Origin of the sequence: Streptomyces sp. NRRL S-920 (genome assembly GCF_000717945.1) — a bacterium.
In the GTDB taxonomy this organism is placed as follows: domain Bacteria; phylum Actinomycetota; class Actinomycetes; order Streptomycetales; family Streptomycetaceae; genus Streptomyces; species Streptomyces alboniger.
The window spans coordinates 1-15961 of the sequence record NZ_JODF01000064.1 but is presented as its reverse complement, the minus strand read 5'-3'; the positions used below and the strand labels follow the sequence as shown (position 1 = coordinate 15961).

The 15961-nt window shown below is 70.3% G+C and carries 12 protein-coding genes, 1 tRNA gene, 2 pseudogenes and 1 riboswitch; of the genes and pseudogenes, 3 read left to right on the top strand and 12 right to left on the bottom strand.

Features of this window, described 5'->3' with window-relative positions; all coding sequences use genetic code 11:
- Window positions 1–16 precede the first annotated feature (16 nt).
- A tRNA-Leu gene (locus IG54_RS0131360) sits at window positions 17–99 on the bottom strand.
- A 373-nt stretch (window positions 100–472) separates the two neighbouring features.
- On the opposite strand from IG54_RS0131360, the gene IG54_RS0131355 reads away from it, so the two are divergent.
- Window positions 473–1243, top strand: coding sequence for an ABC transporter ATP-binding protein (locus IG54_RS0131355; RefSeq protein ID WP_030792340.1), 771 nt, complete (start codon window positions 473–475; stop codon window positions 1241–1243).
- Between the two features lie 132 nt (window positions 1244–1375).
- Entirely contained in the window at window positions 1376–3886 is a 2511-nt protein-coding gene (locus IG54_RS0131350) for an ABC transporter permease (protein ID WP_030792335.1), read from the top strand.
- A 69-nt stretch (window positions 3887–3955) separates the two neighbouring features.
- Here the strand turns inward: IG54_RS0131350 and IG54_RS0131345 are convergent, their stop codons facing one another.
- From IG54_RS0131345 to IG54_RS0131335, 3 genes are all read right to left on the bottom strand, one after another.
- A complete protein-coding gene (locus tag IG54_RS0131345) occupies window positions 3956–5257 on the bottom strand; it encodes an SAM-dependent methyltransferase (RefSeq protein WP_030792331.1) in 1302 nt (433 codons plus the stop codon).
- A 221-nt stretch (window positions 5258–5478) separates the two neighbouring features.
- A complete protein-coding gene (locus IG54_RS0131340; RefSeq protein ID WP_055528631.1) occupies window positions 5479–6882 on the bottom strand; it encodes an NAD(P)/FAD-dependent oxidoreductase in 1404 nt (467 codons plus the stop codon).
- A 373-nt stretch (window positions 6883–7255) separates the two neighbouring features.
- The gene (locus tag IG54_RS0131335; protein WP_030792324.1) at window positions 7256–7849 is read right to left on the bottom strand and encodes a TetR/AcrR family transcriptional regulator; all 594 of its coding nucleotides are present in this window, start codon (window positions 7847–7849) and stop codon (window positions 7256–7258) included.
- A 101-nt stretch (window positions 7850–7950) separates the two neighbouring features.
- Between IG54_RS0131335 and IG54_RS0131330 the strand changes: the two genes are divergently transcribed.
- On the top strand, window positions 7951–8373 hold the full coding sequence (locus tag IG54_RS0131330; RefSeq protein WP_030792322.1) for a VOC family protein: 423 nt from the start codon (window positions 7951–7953) through the stop codon (window positions 8371–8373).
- A gap of 7 nt (window positions 8374–8380) precedes the next feature.
- On the opposite strand, the gene IG54_RS0131325 is transcribed toward IG54_RS0131330, so the two are convergent.
- From IG54_RS0131325 to IG54_RS0131295, 8 genes and pseudogenes are all read right to left on the bottom strand, one after another.
- On the bottom strand, window positions 8381–9352 hold the full coding sequence (locus IG54_RS0131325) for a Ppx/GppA phosphatase family protein (protein ID WP_030792319.1): 972 nt from the start codon (window positions 9350–9352) through the stop codon (window positions 8381–8383).
- Window positions 9349–9882: a DUF501 domain-containing protein gene (locus IG54_RS0131320; RefSeq protein WP_030792316.1), complete on the bottom strand. Its 534-nt coding sequence runs from the start codon at window positions 9880–9882 to the stop codon at window positions 9349–9351. The genes IG54_RS0131325 and IG54_RS0131320 overlap by 4 nt, the downstream gene beginning before the upstream one ends.
- 117 nt (window positions 9883–9999) lie before the next feature.
- Window positions 10000–10479, bottom strand: a complete 480-nt coding sequence (locus tag IG54_RS0131315; protein WP_030792313.1) for an FtsB family cell division protein — start codon at window positions 10477–10479, stop codon at window positions 10000–10002.
- 158 nt (window positions 10480–10637) lie between these two features.
- The gene (eno, locus tag IG54_RS0131310) at window positions 10638–11918 is read right to left on the bottom strand and encodes a phosphopyruvate hydratase (RefSeq protein WP_030792311.1); all 1281 of its coding nucleotides are present in this window, start codon (window positions 11916–11918) and stop codon (window positions 10638–10640) included.
- Window positions 11919–12238: 320 nt separating this feature from the next.
- Window positions 12239–12442 (bottom strand): annotated as a pseudogene (locus IG54_RS43905) (LysM peptidoglycan-binding domain-containing protein); the annotation flags it as partial.
- Window positions 12443–12561: 119 nt separating this feature from the next.
- Window positions 12562–12964: pseudogene (locus IG54_RS43900) on the bottom strand (transglycosylase family protein); the annotation flags it as partial.
- A 4-nt stretch (window positions 12965–12968) separates the two neighbouring features.
- Window positions 12969–13155: riboswitch (cyclic di-AMP (ydaO/yuaA leader) on the bottom strand.
- Window positions 13156–13349: 194 nt separating this feature from the next.
- The gene (locus IG54_RS0131300; RefSeq protein WP_324615436.1) at window positions 13350–14441 is read right to left on the bottom strand and encodes a transglycosylase family protein; all 1092 of its coding nucleotides are present in this window, start codon (window positions 14439–14441) and stop codon (window positions 13350–13352) included.
- 125 nt (window positions 14442–14566) lie between these two features.
- On the bottom strand, window positions 14567–15943 hold the full coding sequence (locus IG54_RS0131295; protein ID WP_078594730.1) for a cytochrome P450 family protein: 1377 nt from the start codon (window positions 15941–15943) through the stop codon (window positions 14567–14569).
- Window positions 15944–15961 lie beyond the last annotated feature (18 nt).

The window sequence follows — 15961 nt, the reverse complement described above, 5'->3', positions numbered from 1 at the left end:
GACGTGATGGCGGAGGTGCCCGGAGCCGGACTTGAACCGGCACGCCCCCGAGGGGCAGCGAGGTTTAAGCTCGCCGTGTCTGCATTCCACCATCCGGGCAGGCCATGGGCCCCGCAGCAAGGATTCGACCCTATCGGGAGACGTCCCCCGGACAGCGGATGGGGGACCCGATGTTGTCTTATTTTATTGACGCCTGAGGGAGCATCAGCCCCCGGTACGGACCATCGGTACTTGCCAAAGGCCTTATCCCCACCTCCGGCCGGCCTCATGGGTCTCTGCGCGGAATGACGGAATTTAGCCGTCCGGCCGTCCCCCCTCCTCCGGGGCACCCGTCATCCCCAGGTATGACAAGGCGCCCCGGGGTCCGACCGGAGAGGGCCCCCGGAACCCGATCAGCGGCTGACTCCAGGGCACTGATCAGGCGACACGATGGAGTAGTCCCCACTCGTCGTCCCGACAGGAGCACCGTCCCGTGACCACCACCCCTTACGCCACCCGCGCCACCGCCGTGGCCGCGCGCGCCACGGATCTCTCCAAGGTGTACGGACAGGGTGAGACCCAGGTGGTCGCCCTCGACCACGTCTCCGTCGAGTTCGGGCAGGGCGAGTTCACCGCGATCATGGGCCCCTCGGGCTCGGGCAAGTCGACCCTGATGCACTGCGTCGCGGGCCTGGACAGTTTCAGCTCCGGGTCGGTCCGGCTCGGCGAGACCGAGCTGTCCACGCTCAAGGACAAGCAGCTCACCAAGCTCCGCCGGGACAAGATCGGCTTCATCTTCCAGGCGTTCAACCTGCTGCCGACCCTGACGGCCCTGGAGAACATCACGCTCCCCATGGACATAGCGGGCCGCAAGCCGGACAAGCGGTGGCTGGAGCAGGTCATCGAGATGGTCGGCCTGTCGGGGCGGCTCAGCCACCGGCCCACGGAGCTGTCCGGCGGGCAGCAGCAGCGGGTCGCGGTGGCCCGCGCGCTCGCCTCCCAGCCGGAGATCATCTTCGGTGACGAGCCGACCGGAAACCTCGACTCGCGCTCGGGCGCCGAGGTGCTCGGGTTCCTGCGGAACTCCGTGCGGGACCTCGGGCAGACCGTCGTGATGGTCACGCACGACCCGGTCGCCGCGTCGTACGCGGATCGCGTGATCTTCCTCGCCGATGGGCGGATCGTGGACGAGATGCATCGGCCCACGGCGGACGGGGTGCTGGACCGGATGAAGCACTTTGATGCCAAGGGGCGGACCAGCTAGGGGTCCGATCGTCTCGTTCTTTGGCTGCGGGCCGCATGTGGCTGGTCGCGCAGTTCCCCGCGCCCCTTCGGGGCGCTCCCTCAGCCCCGCATTCCTCGGGGCGCCCCCACCCCTCACCTGGACTTCACACCCATGTTCCGTACCGCCCTGCGCAATGTGCTCGCGCATAAAGCCCGGTTGTTGATGACCGTGCTCGCCGTCATGCTCGGTGTCGCCTTCGTCTCCGGCACGCTGGTCTTCACCGACACCTTCGGCAACGCCTACAAGAACAAATCGGCGAAGAGCTTCGACCACGTCTCCGTCGCCGTCCAATCCGACGGCGGGTCCGGGGACGAGGAGAAGCACAAGCCCCGGCTCACCGACTCCTTCGTGAAGAAGGCCGGCACGCTGCCCGGCGCCGACTCCGCGATCGGTTCCGTCGCCGGGTTCACCGCGCTCGCCGACAAGGACGGCAAGCTGGTCGGCGGCGAGTGGGGCACCACCGGCGCCAACTACTACCCGGGCAAGGGCGGCAAGGACCCGCGCTACGACCTCGTCGACGGCACCGCCCCGAAGTCCGCCGGCGAGCTGGCCCTGGACTCCCGCACCGCCGGGCGCACCGGCTACAAGGTGGGCGACACCGTCCGCTACTCCACGGACGGCCCGGTGCGGACCGCGAAGGTCAGTGGCATCTTCGACACCGACGAGGGCAGCGTCGTCGCGGGCGGCAGCCTCGTGGTCTTCGACAACCAGACCGCGTTCAAGGCGCTCAACAAGAACCAGTACGACGAGATCGACGTGAAGGCGGCCGCGGGCACCTCCGAGGCGTCCCTGGAGAGCGCGATCGAGAAGATCGCGCCCAAGGACGCGTCGACGACGACGGGCGGCGAACTCAAGTCCCAGCAGGACAGCATGATCGAGGAGCAGACCAGCTCCATGAGCCAGGTCCTGCTCATCTTCGCGGGCATCGCGCTCTTCGTCGGCATCTTCATCATCGCCAACACCTTCACCATGCTGGTCGCCCAGCGCACCAAGGAGCTGGCACTCATGCGGGCCGTCGGCGCCTCGCGCCGCCAGGTGACGCGCTCCGTGCTGATCGAGGCCTTCATCGTCGGCATGATCGCCGCCGTGACGGGCTTCGCCCTCGGCATCGGCGTGGCCGTCGGCCTGGAGTCCATGATGAACTCCGCGGGCGCCTCGCTGCCCGACGGACCACTGGTCATCGCCCCGACCACCATCGTCGTGGCCCTGATCATCGGCGTGGTCGTGACGATGCTGGCCGCCTGGCTGCCGGGCCGCCGCGCCGCGAAGATCGCGCCGGTCGCCGCGATGAACAGCGTCCACGCGACGCCGACCATGCGCGGCCTGGTGGTCCGCAACACCATCGGTTCGGTCATCGTCGCCCTCGGCGCGGTGATGCTCTTCATGCAGGACAACTACGTGAAGTCGGGCGGCGCGGGCGTCATGCTCGTCGGCGTCATCGTCCTCACGCCCCTGCTGTCCCGCCCGTTCATCGCCGCCTCGGCGCCGCTCCTGAAGCCGTTCGGTGTCACCGGCAAGCTCTCCCGCCTCAACTCGGTGCGCAACCCGCGCCGTACGGCGTCCACCGCCGCGGCCCTGATGATCGGCCTGACCCTCATCACGGCGATGACGGTCGTCGCCACCTCCATGAGCAGCGCCATCAACAAGATGGCCGCCGGTTCCATGAAGGCCGACTTCAGCGTCTCCATGGCGAACTTCCAGCCGCTGACCCCCGAGGTCCGCGAGAAGCTGGACAAGATCCCGGACGCCGAGGCGACGAGCCCGCTGCGCCAGGCGTACGGCGAGGCCGGCGGCTCCTTCACCACCATCTCCGGTGTGGACCCGAAGACCTTCGGCAGCCTGGTCGGCATGGACTTCACCGGCGGCTCGATGGACGGCCTGAAGGCCGGTGGAGTGCTCATCGACGAGAAGCTGGCGAAGGACCGGGGCCTCAAGGCGGGCGGCACCCTCCCGCTGAAGTTCGAGGACGACGACAAGACGGTCAAGGTGAAGGTCGCCGGGATCTACGAGGGCAACGAGATGCTCAACGGCGTCTTCGCCCCCACCTCCGTCGTCGACCCGCACCTGACCAAGGTCGTCGACAAGCAGGTGCTCGTGAAGATGAAGGGCGGCGCCTCCGACAAGGCCGAGGACGCCATCGTCAAGGCCCTCGGCGAGAACCCCGCCATCACCGTCCAGGACAAGGACGCGATCAGCAACGCGGTGGCCGGCGCCATCAACATGATGCTGAACATGCTCTACGGCCTGCTGGCCATGGCCGTCCTGATCGCCGTGCTCGGCGTCATCAACACCCTGGCCATGTCGGTCTTCGAGCGCAAGCACGAGATCGGCATGCTGCGGGCGATCGGCCTGGACCGCGCGAAGGTCAAGCAGATGGTGCGCCTGGAGGCGGTCATCATCTCCCTGTTCGGCGCGGTGCTCGGCATCGGCCTCGGCCTCTTCATGGGCTGGGTCGCGGGCGGCACCATCGCCAACTCGGTCTCCACGTACGCCATGGAGGTCCCGGTCGGCCGGATCGTGATCTTCCTCGGGATCGCGGCCCTGGTCGGCGTCCTCGCGGCGGTGTGGCCGGCCCGCAGCGCGGCGAAGCTGAACCCGCTGATGGCCATCAAGAGCGAGTAGCCCGCGTACGTATGCGAAAAGGGGCCCCGGACGGATCACGTCCGGGGCCCCTCCCTCGTACGTACGCGGCTACGACGCGCGCCAGTCGCGCGCCCGCAGCGGCATCCCCGAGGCACCGCCCTCGGGGGTCCGCACCGCGAGGACCTGGTTGACGCCGATGCGGTTGCGCTCGAAGGAGAGCGCGGACGCCGCCATGTACAGGCGCCAGATGCGGGCGCGGCCGGGCGAGGTGAGGCGCTGGGCCCTCGGCCACTGCGCCTCCAGGTTGGCGACCCAGCGGCGCAGGGTGAGGGCGTAGTGCTCGCGGATGGCCTCCACGTCGCGCACCTCGAACCCGGCGCGCTCCAGCTGCCCGACGGTGGACCCCACCGGGGCCAGCTCGCCGCCGGGGAAGACGTAGGCGTCGATGAAGGCGTCGACCTCGTACGCCGACTCGTCGGCCTGCGGGCGGCGCGCGATCTGGTGGTTGAGCAGCCGTCCGCCCGGCTTCAGCAGGGCGTGCAGGTCCTGCGCGTACTCCAAGTAGCGCTCGGAGCCGACGTGTTCGGCCATGCCGATGGACGAGATGGCGTCGTAGGGCCCGTCGCGCACGTCGCGGTAGTCCTGGACGCGGATCTCGATCCGGTCCGTCAGGCCCTCCTCGGCGATGCGCTTCCTGGCGTAGGCGGCCTGCTCCTGGGAGAGCGTGACGCCGACGACGGTGGCGCCGTGCTCGCGGGCCGCGTGGATCGCCATGGAGCCCCAGCCGCAGCCGACGTCGAGCAGGCGCGTGCCGGGCTTCAGGGCGAGTTTGCGGGCGATGAGTTCCAGCTTGTCGCGCTGGGCGTCCTCCAGGGTGCCCTCGGGCGAGGCCCAGTAGGCGCAGGAGTAGACCATCGAGGGGCCGAGCACCAACTCGTAGAAGTCGTTGCCCACGTCGTAGTGGTGGCTGATGGCCTGCCGGTCGCTGCCCTTGGTGTGCAGATGGAGGCGGCCGCGGCCGCGCATCTCCTCCGGTGGCGGCGCGGGCGGCAGGAAGGGCGCGGAGAGCGCGAGCAGCGAGCGGGCGGCGGCGCGCACCTCGGGGTCGCGCAGGGCCTGGCGCAGGCTCCTGGCGTCCTCGCCCCGCTCCCAGACGAACTCCGCCATCCGGTCCAGCGTCTCGTAGAGGTCCCCGTCGACGTCCAGGTCACCGGCCACCCAGGCGCGGGCCAGGCCCAGTTCGCCCGGCTTCCACAGGAGGTGGCGCAGGGCGCGGCGGTTGCGTACGACGAGGGTGGGGGCGCCCGGGGGTCCGGCCTCCGAACCGTCCCAGGCCCGGATCCGTACCGGTAGCTCGGCTCCCATGAGCTGCTCGGCAAGGTTCTTCAGCCGCAGCGCGGCTCTCTGCATGGCGCACACCTCCGTGAGGTCGACCCCGGAACGGTCCGAATCGTCCGAACGGTCCGACACCACGTAAACACCGAAGACCCCGTGGCGCAGTCCCGTCCGCGCGTCATGGAACGGCAAAACAGATGCCGAGCACACCTACTTGGCGGCGGGGTACGCCGAAGGGGGCCGCCCGCACCACGGATGGCGGGCGGCCCCCTTCGGGGTGGATCAGTGACGCGAGGTCAGGAGGCCTTGGCCTTCTCCTCGGCCTTGACCGCCGGGGCGGGCTCGGCGGCGACCTGCGGCTTCGGGGCCGGCTTGGCGGCCTCGTAGAACTCCTCGCGAGGCGCTTCCAGAGCACCGAGGGAGACGACCTCGCGCTTGAGGAACATGCCGAGCGTCCAGTCCGCGAAGACGCGGATCTTGCGGTTGAACGTCGGCATCGCCATGCCGTGGTACGCGCGGTGCATGTACCAGGCGAGACGGCCCTTGAGCTTGATCTTCATCTTGCCCATGACGATCATCGCGACGCCCTTGTGCAGGCCGAGACCGGCGACCGCACCCTTGTTGGCGTGGCTGTACTCCTTCTGCGGGAAGCCCCGCATGCCGGAGATCACGTTGTCGCCGAGGACCTTCGCCTGACGCAGCGCGTGCTGGGCGTTGGGCGGGCACCAGGCGTTCTCGTTGCCCGCCTTGCGGCCGACCATGTCCGGCACCTGGGCGTTGTCGCCCGCGGCCCAGATGTAGTCCGTGCCCTGCACCTGGAGCGTCGTCTGGGTGTCCACGTGGCCGCGCGGGCCGAGCGGCAGACCGAAGCGGGAGAGCGCCGGGTTCGGCTTGACGCCCGCGGTCCACACGATGGTGTTGGAGTCGACCTCGAGGCCGTTGTTCAGGACGACGTGGCCGTCGACGCAGGAGTCCATGCCGGTCTTGAGGTAGACCTCGACACCGCGGCCCTCCAGGTGCTCCTTGCCGTACTGGCCGAGCTTCGGGCCGACCTCGGGGAGGATCTTGTCCGCGACGTCGACGAGCACGAAGCGCATGTCCTCGCGCTTCACGTTCTTGTAGTACTTGGCCGCGTCGCGGGCCATGTCCTCGACCTCGCCGATGGTCTCCGCGCCCGCGAAGCCACCGCCGACGAAGACGAAGGTCAGCGCCTTGCGGCGGACGTCCTCGTCGGTCGTGGAGTCAGCCTTGTCCAGCTGCTCCAGGACGTGGTTGCGCAGGCCGATGGCCTCCTCGATGCCCTTCATGCCGATGCCCTGCTCGGCGAGGCCGGGGATCGGGAAGGTGCGGGAGACCGCGCCCATCGCGATGACGAGGTAGTCGAAGGGCAGCTCGTACGCCTCGCCCACGAGGGGGGCGATGGTGGCTACCTTCCGGTCCTGGTCGATGGTGGTGACCCGGCCGGTGAGTACCTCGGCCTTGGGCAGCACGCGTCGCAGTGGGACGACGACGTGCCGCGGCGAGATGCTGCCGGCGGCGGCTTCGGGGAGGAAGGGCTGGTAGGTCATGTACGACCGGGGGTCGACGACCGTGACGGTCGCCTCTCCGAAGCGCATCTTCTTGAGAATGCGCCGAGCTGCGTACAGGCCTACGTACCCACCGCCTACTACGAGGATCCTGGGACGCTCCGTGGTGCTCATGCCATCGAGTATCCACCTGCCGGGCGGGGGTCGCTCGTGCGCCCCTTCACAAGCATGGAGAGGGCCTCTGCTACACTTCGCCGCCCACGTGACCGAGGTCATGGTGTTCCGAGGGAACCACGGTGTGACGCGAGTCGTTGTCCACCCCTTGTGAGCTGCCGCTCTGGCCCCGCCCCCGGGGTGGACCACCGCCCCGCCCCGCCCCTCGGCCGCACTCCCGCAACGCCCCGGCCACGCGCCGGGAAGCCCGCGGACGACCTTTTCGGGGACTCGGCCGCCCCCAACCTCGCCGATGAGGGCCGAATTCCTTGTGAAGAACTTCACGAACTTTCCCGACGGCCTGTCGCCGACGCGTCGTCGAAGGGCTCCGGAGTCAGCCGTTCCGGGTGCGTAGCCCGCTCAGGAGCCGGTCCAGCGCCCGCTCCGCCCCGCCCGGTGCGGCCGGATCCTCGGACCGGGCCAGCCACAGCGCCGCCTCGTTCATCGCCCCCGACAGCAGCCGCGCCAGCGGTTCGACCGGCTGGTCCTCGATGACCCCGGCCCGCACGAGCGTGTCGAGCGCCTCGGTGAGATGCCGGGCGGAGGAGTCCTCGTCCATGGCCCGCCACTCGTCCCACCCGAGCACGGCCGGGGCGTCCATCAGCACGACGCGGCGCACCACCGGGTCGCGCCCGGCTGCGAGGAAGGCCCGGCAGCCGGCCCGCAGCTGCTCCCAGGGGTCCTCATGCCGCCCGGCGGCGTCCGCCACCCGCTCGCCCAGCTCCCGCTGCACCTCGGCGACCACGGCCCTGAAGAGCCCCGCCTTGCTCTCGAAGTGGTGGTAGGCCGCCCCCTTGGTGACCCCCGCCGCCTGCGCCACCTCTGCGAGAACTACATCGTGGTAGCCGTGGGCGGCGAACCTCCGACGCCCCTCGGCCAGCAGCGCCCGCCGTGTCGCCGCCCGCTGCTCGGCCCGCGTGCCAGCCATCCCCGATCCGCCCTCCCTCTCACATACTCCGGGTATGTTAACGTCCCCTCCTCGCATACCCGGGGTATGCGAAATGCCCGCACAGGCAGAGGGAGACAGCCATGACGGTCAAGCTCGGCAGCTTCTACCCGGTGATCGCCACCGGCGATGTCGCCGCGGCACGCGACTTCTACACCCGCTACTTCGGCTTCGAGGTGACCTTCGAGGCCGACTGGTACGTGAGCCTCCACCGCCCCGACGCCCCGCAGTACGAACTGGCCCTGCTCGACCACACCCACCCGACGCTCCCCGAGGGCCACCGCACCCCGCTCAGGGGCGGCCTCCTGCTCAACTTCGAGGTCGACGACGCGGACGCCGAACACCACAGACTGGTCGCCGAGGCGGGCCTGCCCGAGCTACTCCCCTTGCGCACGGAGGAGTTCGGGCAACGCCACTTCATCGTCGCGGCGCCGGACGGCGTCATGATCGACGTCATCACGGTCGTACCGGCGATCGGGGAGTACGCGGGGCAGTACGTCCAGTAGACGCCGCTCAGTCCAGCAGCCGCTCGTCGTCGATCTCCTGCGCCACCTGATACGCGATGCCGTCAAGGATGTCGTGCTCGCTCACGACCACCTCCTGCGCGCCGGTTCTGTCCATGATCGCGAGCAGTACCAGGGCGCCCGCCGCGATCACGTCGACGCGGCCCGGGTGCATCGCCGGGATCGCGGCGCGTTCGGCGTGCGTCGCGGTCATCAGGCGTTCGGTGATGGCGGCGACCTGGTCGTATGCGAGGCGGGAGTGGTGGATCGCGGCGCTGTCGTAGGTCTCCAGGCCGAGTGCGATCGCGGCTAGCGTGGTGACCGAGCCCGCCAGGCCCACCAGGGTGCGGGCCTCCTTCAGGGGGACCGTGCTCTCGGCGAGGTCGAGCGCCGCCTCGATGTCCGCGCGGACCGCGGCGAACTGCTCGCGCGTCGGAGGGTCCGCGACGACCCCGTCGCGGATGAGGTGACGCTCGGTCATACGGACGCAGCCGACGTCCACCGAGCGGGCCGCCCGTACCTTCTCCGCGCCGACCACGAACTCCGTGGAGCCGCCGCCGATGTCCACCACGAGGTACGGCTTGGCGAGGTCGTCGCGGCCCGTCAGTTCCATGGTCGCGCCGGTGAAGGAGAACTGCGCCTCCTGCGCGCCGGTGATGACCTCCGGCTCGACGCCGAGGATGTCCAGGACGCCCCGCACGAACTCGTCGCGGTTGTCCGCGTCACGGGACGCGGAGGTGGCGACGAAGCGGACCCGCTCGGCGCCGTGCGCCTTGATCGCCTCGGCGTACTCGCGGCAGGCCGCGAAGGTGCGTTCGAGGGCCTCGGGGGCGAGACGGCCGGTCCGGTCCACGCCCTGGCCGAGGCGGACGATCGTCATCCGCCGGTCCAGGTCGTCGAGCGCGCCCGTGACCGGGTCGACGTCCGCCACCAGGAGTCGGATGGAGTTCGTGCCGCAGTCGACGGCGGCGACGCGGGTCACGCGTCGCCCTCGGGCGCGCACGGGGTGACGCAGGGGCCCTTGGCCCACCACTCGGGGAGCATCGCGAGCGCCTCGTCGCCGAGCGGGTTCACGCCGGGGCCCGCCGCCAGGGAGTGGCCGACCAGGACGTGCAGGCACTTCACGCGGTCCGGCATCCCGCCCGCGCTCGGGAAGCCCTCAAGGACCTCGATGGCGTCGCGGCGCGCGAGGTAGTCCTCGTGGGCCGCGCGGTAGGCGGCGGCCAGCTCGGGGTCGGTCGCCAGCCGCTCCGACATCTCCTTCATGACGCCGTTGGCCTCAAGGGTGCCGATCGCGGACGCGGCCCGCGGGCACGTCAGGTAGTACGTGGTCGGGAACGGCGTCCCGTCCGGGAGGCGCGGCGCCGTCTCGACGACGTCCGGCTGTCCGCAGGGGCAGCGGTGCGCGATGGCCCGCAGTCCGCGCGGCGGACGGCCGAGCTGCTGCTTGAAGGCCTCGACGTCGGCGTCGGTGGGCTCGGTGCGCGGGGTGGTCGGCGGGGGCGTTTCCATGCCTGTCTTTCCATCAGTGGCCGATCGGCGGGGGGGGTGATCGGCGGTCAGTTCGGGTCGGTTCGGATCGGTTCGGGTCAGGTCGGCTCGGGTCCGGTCAGGTCGGATCGGGTCCGGTCAGTCGTCCGGGCGGTCGGCCTTGTCGACGCCGTCCCAGACGTTCGAGTACCAGGGGCGCGAGGCCGCCCCCTGATCCGCGCGCCGGCTCTTGGCCGCCGCGGGGTCGATCACGGTGAAGCCGGTCTCGCCCGGCATCACGTAGTGCAGCCGGTCCCGGATGCGCTGCTCCGCGTACGCGTCGTCCTGCCAGCGGGCCTTCTCGTCGCGGAGCTTCTCGACGTCCGCCCGCTGCTCGGCCTTCTGCCGGCGCAGGTCGTCGATCTCGGTGCGCTGGGAGACGTACTGCCTCATCGGGTAGGCGAGCGCGACGACCAGGGAGCAGATGACGAGCGCGAGCAGGGCCGCGCGGCCGGTGAGCCGGGAGCGGCGTGCCTGGCGCTTGGTCTGGGAGCGGTAGACGCGCTCGGCGGTCTGTGAGCCGAGCAGCCGCAGACGGGTAGCCGTGGAGAACCGGTCCTTGGTCCCGGCCTTGGCCATGGTTCCGCCTCCCCAGAGCAGCGCGGCGCGTAAACGTACGTACGTCCCCGCACACGGTACGGGACCGGGTGCGGGGACGTAGGTAACTACGTGGCTGCGCGAGCGTGCTCAACGCGTGGCGTGCTCAGCGCGTGGCGCGGTGCAGCCCGTGGCGCGGCTCAGCCCTTGAAGCGCGGGAAGGCGCTGCGGCCGGCGTAGACCGCGGCGTCGTCGAGGATCTCCTCGATGCGCAGGAGCTGGTTGTACTTGGCGACGCGCTCGGAGCGGGCCGGGGCACCGGTCTTGATCTGGCCGCAGTTGGTGGCGACGGCCAGGTCGGCGATGGTGACGTCCTCGGTCTCGCCGGAGCGGTGGGACATCATGCACTTGAAGCCGTTGCGCTGGGCCATCTCGACGGCGTCCAGGGTCTCGGTCAGCGAACCGATCTGGTTGACCTTGACGAGCAGGGCGTTGGCCGAGTTCTCCTCGATGCCGCGGGCCAGGCGCTCCGGGTTGGTGACGAACAGGTCGTCACCGACCAGCTGCACCTTGTCGCCGAGCTTCTCGGTGATGGTGTTCCAGCCGGCCCAGTCGTCCTCGAACAGCGGGTCCTCGATGGAGACGAGCGGGTACGAGGAGACCAGCTCCGCGTAGTACTCGGTCATCTCGGCGGCCGTGCGGGACTTGCCCTCGAACTGGTAGGTGCCGTCCTTGTAGAACTCGGACGCGGCGACGTCGAGGGCGAGCGCGATCTGCTCGCCGGGGACGTAACCGGCCTCCTTGATGGCCTCGAGGATGAGGTCCAGGGCGGCGCGGTTGGAGTCGAGGTTCGGGGCGAAGCCGCCCTCGTCGCCGAGGCCGGTGGCCAGGCCCTTGCTCTTCAGGACCTTCTTCAGCGTGTGGTAGACCTCGGTGCCCCAGCGCAGCGCCTCGGAGAACGACTCGGCGCCGATCGGCGCGATCATGAACTCCTGGATGTCGACGTTGGAGTCCGCGTGCGACCCGCCGTTGAGGATGTTCATCATCGGGACGGGCAGCAGGTGCGCGTTCGGGCCGCCGAGGTAGCGGAAGAGCGGCAGGTCGCTGGCCTCGGAGGCGGCGTGCGCGACGGCGAGGGAGACGCCGAGGATGGCGTTGGCGCCGAGCGAGGCCTTGTTGTCCGTGGCGTCCAGGTCGAACATCGCCTGGTCGATGAGGCGCTGCTCGGTGGCGTCGTAGCCGACCAGCTCCGGGCCGATCTGCTCGATGACGGCGAGGACGGCCTTCTCGACACCCTTGCCCTGGTAACGGTTGGGGTCACCGTCGCGGAGTTCGATGGCCTCGAAGGCACCGGTGGAGGCACCGGACGGAACGGCGGCACGACCGGTGCTGCCGTCGTCGAGGCCGACCTCGACCTCGACCGTGGGGTTGCCTCGGGAGTCCAGGATTTCCCGGGCTACGACGACGTCGATGGACGGCACGAGCATCTCCTTCTGGGAGTGTGACGCGTAAACACGATTACGCGGGGCCGCTTCGGCCCTGCGTCTCCCGAGCCTAACCGGCCCGGAGGCTTCGGCCAGCCGACCGCCCGTCCCGTGGGACGGACAACGGCCCAAATACTGGGGAAACGGGACGGAAGCCCGTGTTTCTACTCACCGGTAGCGAGGTCTGTTCGCAGTCGGCGGAGCGTTGGCGGACATGGCCCCGCCCCGGTGCGTACGGGGGATACGCGCACCGGGGCGGGGAGCCCGTGGGGACGGGGAAGCGGCCGTGCGTCCGCCGAGGCACGGCCGCGGACGGGTCAGCTCAGGTGGAGCTGCTGGCCCGGGAAGATGAAGTCGGCGTCGTCGATGATGTCGCCGTTGAGCTTGTAGACCTTCTGCCAGCCGCCCTTGACGTCGTGCGCCTCGGCGATCTTGGACAGCGTGTCGCCGGTCTTGACCTTGTACTCGCCGTCACCCTTCTCGACCTTCTTGCCGGTCGGGGTCTCGACGGTCTTCTTCGACTCGGTCTGCGGCGCGGGCTGCGGCTTCGGGGCGGCCTGCTTCGGCGCGGCCTGCTGCTGCGGGGCGGCCTGCTGCTGCGTCTGCTGCGGCTGCGGCTTGCTCTGCTGCTGCGGGGCCTGCTCCTGCGAGCCGCCGCCGCTGCTGGGCGAGGCGCCCGAGAGGCCGACGCCGCAGGACGGCCAGGCACCCTTGCCCTGTCCGGCGAGGACCTTCTCGGCGATCTCGATCTGCTGGGCCTTGGAGGCCTTGTCGGCGGTGGGCGCGTACTTCGTACCGCCGTAGGCGGCCCAGGTGGACGGCGAGAACTGGAGACCGCCCTGGTAGCCGTTGCCGGTGTTGATCGACCAGTTGCCGCCGGACTCGCACTGGGCGACGGCGTCCCACTCCTGGGGGGTGGCGGCGGAGGCGGAGCCCGCGGCCATCAGCGGGGCGGCCACGGCGGCACCGGTGACACCGGCGAGCGTGACGACACGGGTGGCCTTGGACGGACGGCGGTGCTTGCCCTTGCTGGAAAACAGCATGAGTTGATCCCCTCACCGACGCCTGCGAGGTGAGCTGTCGGGTTCGGGCCAGTGAAGTTGCCCGGTCGCACTCTCCCGAGTGCGACTTCACCCCTAGCCGGTCCCGTACGTCCCGCTCCCTCTCGGAAGCCGACGTGCGGACCCGGCGCTTACCTTGGGTCCCCCGCTCCTGCCTACGGCGCTATAAGCGACGACTGTTCCCGTCCGGCCGTTGGCAGGATTCGGCGTACCGACCGGCGGGGCCCACCAATGGCGAGCGGTGACGACCGTAGTCACGCGATCGCCGGAATTTCAAAGACGATCAGGGCTTCTGAGACCCATCTCTCACTCGCACCAATGCGGACATTCAGCGCGAAGTACCCCCTGGACGGTTCGTCAACTACCCCTACTTTTCGCCCAAATCGAGGCTCTGACCGGGGAGGATGAGGTCCGGGTCGTCGCCGACGGTCTTCTTGTTCTCGGCATAGAGGCCGTGCCAACCGCCCTTGACGTCCAGGTCGTCGGCGATGGCCGAGAGGTTGTCCCCGGAGCGGACCGTGTACGTCCCGTCGGCGACCTTCTCCGTACGTTCGGCGCCGCGCGAGGCGTGCCGTCCCGGACGGTCGCCGCCGCTGCCGCTCTCGCTGCCCGCGGCGGGGCCCTCGGTCGCGCGGTCGCCACGGTGGCGCCCGGGGGCGGAGTCGCCGGAAGGGGCGGCCGGGTCACCGGAGTCGGAGCCCGAGTCGTCCGAGGCGCCCGAGCCGTCGGAGGAAGTGCCGTCCTTGCGGCCGGACTTGCCGGAGTCGTCCGCCTTGCCCTTGCCGTCCTTGTCGTCCTTCTCGCCCGACTCGTCGTGATTCTTGTCTCGTGAGGCGCCGTCGGAGCCGGGGGTGGCGCTCGCGTCGTCGGCGGAGCCCGGGGTGTCTGACGTGTCGTCGGACGGCTCGCCGGAGTCGGAGGACTTGTCGTCGTCCGCCGAGCCGCCCTCCTCGCCCTTCCTCTTGTCCGCCTTCTTGTCCGTCCCCCTGTCCGGGGACTTTCCGGAATCGGTCGAGTCGGTGGACTCCGGCGGGACCGGGTCGCCCGGGTCCACGTCGGCCTCGGCGCCGCCGTCGGTGAGTCCGGCGATCGGGGCGCAACTCGGCCAGGCCTTGGGGCCTTGGGCGTCGAGGACCTTCTCGGCCACGGCGATCTGCTGGGACTTGGAGGCCTGGTCCGCGCTCGGCGCGTAGTCGAGGCCGCCGTACTGCTCCCACGTCTCCTGGGAGAGCTGGAGTCCTCCGTAGTAACCGTTCCCCGGGTTGGCGCTCCACGCGCCGCCGCTCTCGCACTGGGCGAGCTTGTCCCACGTCACCGTCTCGGCGGCGCTCGCGCCGGTGGCTCCGAGGAGTGGGATGGCGATGGCGGATCCGGTGACTCCCGCCGCGACGATCAGGGCCGGGGCCTGGCGGGGGCGTCGGTGACGACCATTGCCGGAGAGCATGCGGTTGCCTTTCACGAGACTATTGCGGCGACTTGGGCACCGGGTGCCCGAGTCGACGTGAAGGTAGCCGCAGTCGAACGCTTGTCACAAGTCGATGCAGCGGAGATCACGTGCACATCACATTTATGACGGCCCGTCAGCTATGGCTCGCTCGGCGGTCGGTTCTGTGCGGTTGTGAACTCCACCGGCAGGGTGCGCAGTCCGCGCATGATCAGCCCGCCGCGCCACCGCAAATCGGCGGGATCCGAGGCGAGTCGCAGATCGGGAAGGCGCCGTAGGAGGGTGGCGAGGGCGGCCTGGGCCTCCAGGCGGGCGAGCGGGGCGCCGAGGCAGTAGTGGATGCCGTGCCCGTATCCGAGGTGCTGGTTGTCGGTGCGGGAGAGGTCCAGGGTGTCGGGCCGCTCGAAGCGTTCGGGGTCGCGGTCGGCGGCGGCGAGCACGACGAGTACGGGGTCGCCGGCCGCGATGCGCTGCCCGCCGACGGTCAGCGCCTCGGTGGCGAACCGCCAGGTGGCCAGCTCCACGGGCCCGTCGAAGCGGAGCAGTTCCTCCACGCCCGTCTCCAGCAGGCCCGTGTCGCCGTCCGCCAGCGCATTTTGCAGACGCGCGCGTTGCTCGGGGTGGGTGAGCAGGGCGTACATGCCGTTGCCGATGAGGTTGACGGTGGTCTCGAAGCCGGCGAAGAGAAGGATGAAGGCCATGGCGGCGGCCTCGTTCTCCGTGAGGTGCTCGCCGCGGTCGGAGGCGCGGATGAGACCGGAGATGAGGTCGTCGCCGGGGTCCAGGCGCTTGCGGTGGATCAGATCGGCCAGATAGCCGCGCATCTTCTTCACCGACCGCGCGACGCCGCCCCGGGGCCCGCCCCCGTGGCGGATCATCATGCCCGCCCAGTCGCGGAAGTCGTCCTGGTCCTCGCGGGGGACGCCGAGCAGGTCGCAGATGGCGTAGATGGGGAGCGGGAAGGCGAACTCGTGGATGAGGTCGGCCTCGCCCCGCCCGGCGAAGTCGTCGATCAGGCCGTCCGTCAGCTCCTGTACGCGCGGCGCGAACTCGGCGACGCGGCGCGGGGTGAACGCCTTCGACACGAGGCGGCGCAGGCGGGTGTGGTCCGGCGGGTCGATGTTGAGCAGATGCGTCATCAGCTCGGCCTTGCGCTCGCCGGGGATGCCGGTCTTGCCCTTGGCGTGCGCGGACTCGTCGTGGTGCGCGGGGTTCTTGCTGAGCCGCTGGTCGGCGAGGGCCTGGCGGGCGTCCGTGTACCGGGTGACCAGCCAGGCCTCGATGCCGCTGGGCAGCGTGGTCCTGTGCACCGGGGAGTTCTCCCGCAGCCAGGCGTAGGCGGGGTAGGGGTCGGTGGCGAACTCCCAGGTGAAGAGTTCTGGCCCCTGGGCCTTGGGCGGGGTCTGCCGCTCTGGCGCCTGGGCCTTGGGCGGGGTCTGCCGCTCTGGCCCCTGGGCCTTGGGCGGGGTCTGCTGGGGGCACCCGGCGGGGGGCTGGGCGGGCTGCTGGTCGGGCATGGGACGACGGTACTGGCC

Bases quoted from the DNA above. Each gene is read 5' to 3' on its own strand.
- IG54_RS0131350 (WP_030792335.1), top strand. From the start codon at position 1,376: ATGTTCCGTACCGCCCTGCGCAATGTGCTCGCGCATAAAGCCCGGTTG.
- IG54_RS0131345 (WP_030792331.1), bottom strand. From the start codon at position 5,257: ATGCAGAGAGCCGCGCTGCGGCTGAAGAACCTTGCCGAGCAGCTCATG.
- IG54_RS0131340 (WP_055528631.1), bottom strand. From the start codon at position 6,882: ATGAGCACCACGGAGCGTCCCAGGATCCTCGTAGTAGGCGGTGGGTAC.
- IG54_RS0131335 (WP_030792324.1), bottom strand. From the start codon at position 7,849: ATGGCTGGCACGCGGGCCGAGCAGCGGGCGGCGACACGGCGGGCGCTG.
- IG54_RS0131330 (WP_030792322.1), top strand. From the start codon at position 7,951: ATGACGGTCAAGCTCGGCAGCTTCTACCCGGTGATCGCCACCGGCGAT.
- IG54_RS0131320 (WP_030792316.1), bottom strand. From the start codon at position 9,882: ATGGAAACGCCCCCGCCGACCACCCCGCGCACCGAGCCCACCGACGCC.
- IG54_RS0131315 (WP_030792313.1), bottom strand. From the start codon at position 10,479: ATGGCCAAGGCCGGGACCAAGGACCGGTTCTCCACGGCTACCCGTCTG.
- IG54_RS0131295 (WP_078594730.1), bottom strand. From the start codon at position 15,943: ATGCCCGACCAGCAGCCCGCCCAGCCCCCCGCCGGGTGCCCCCAGCAG.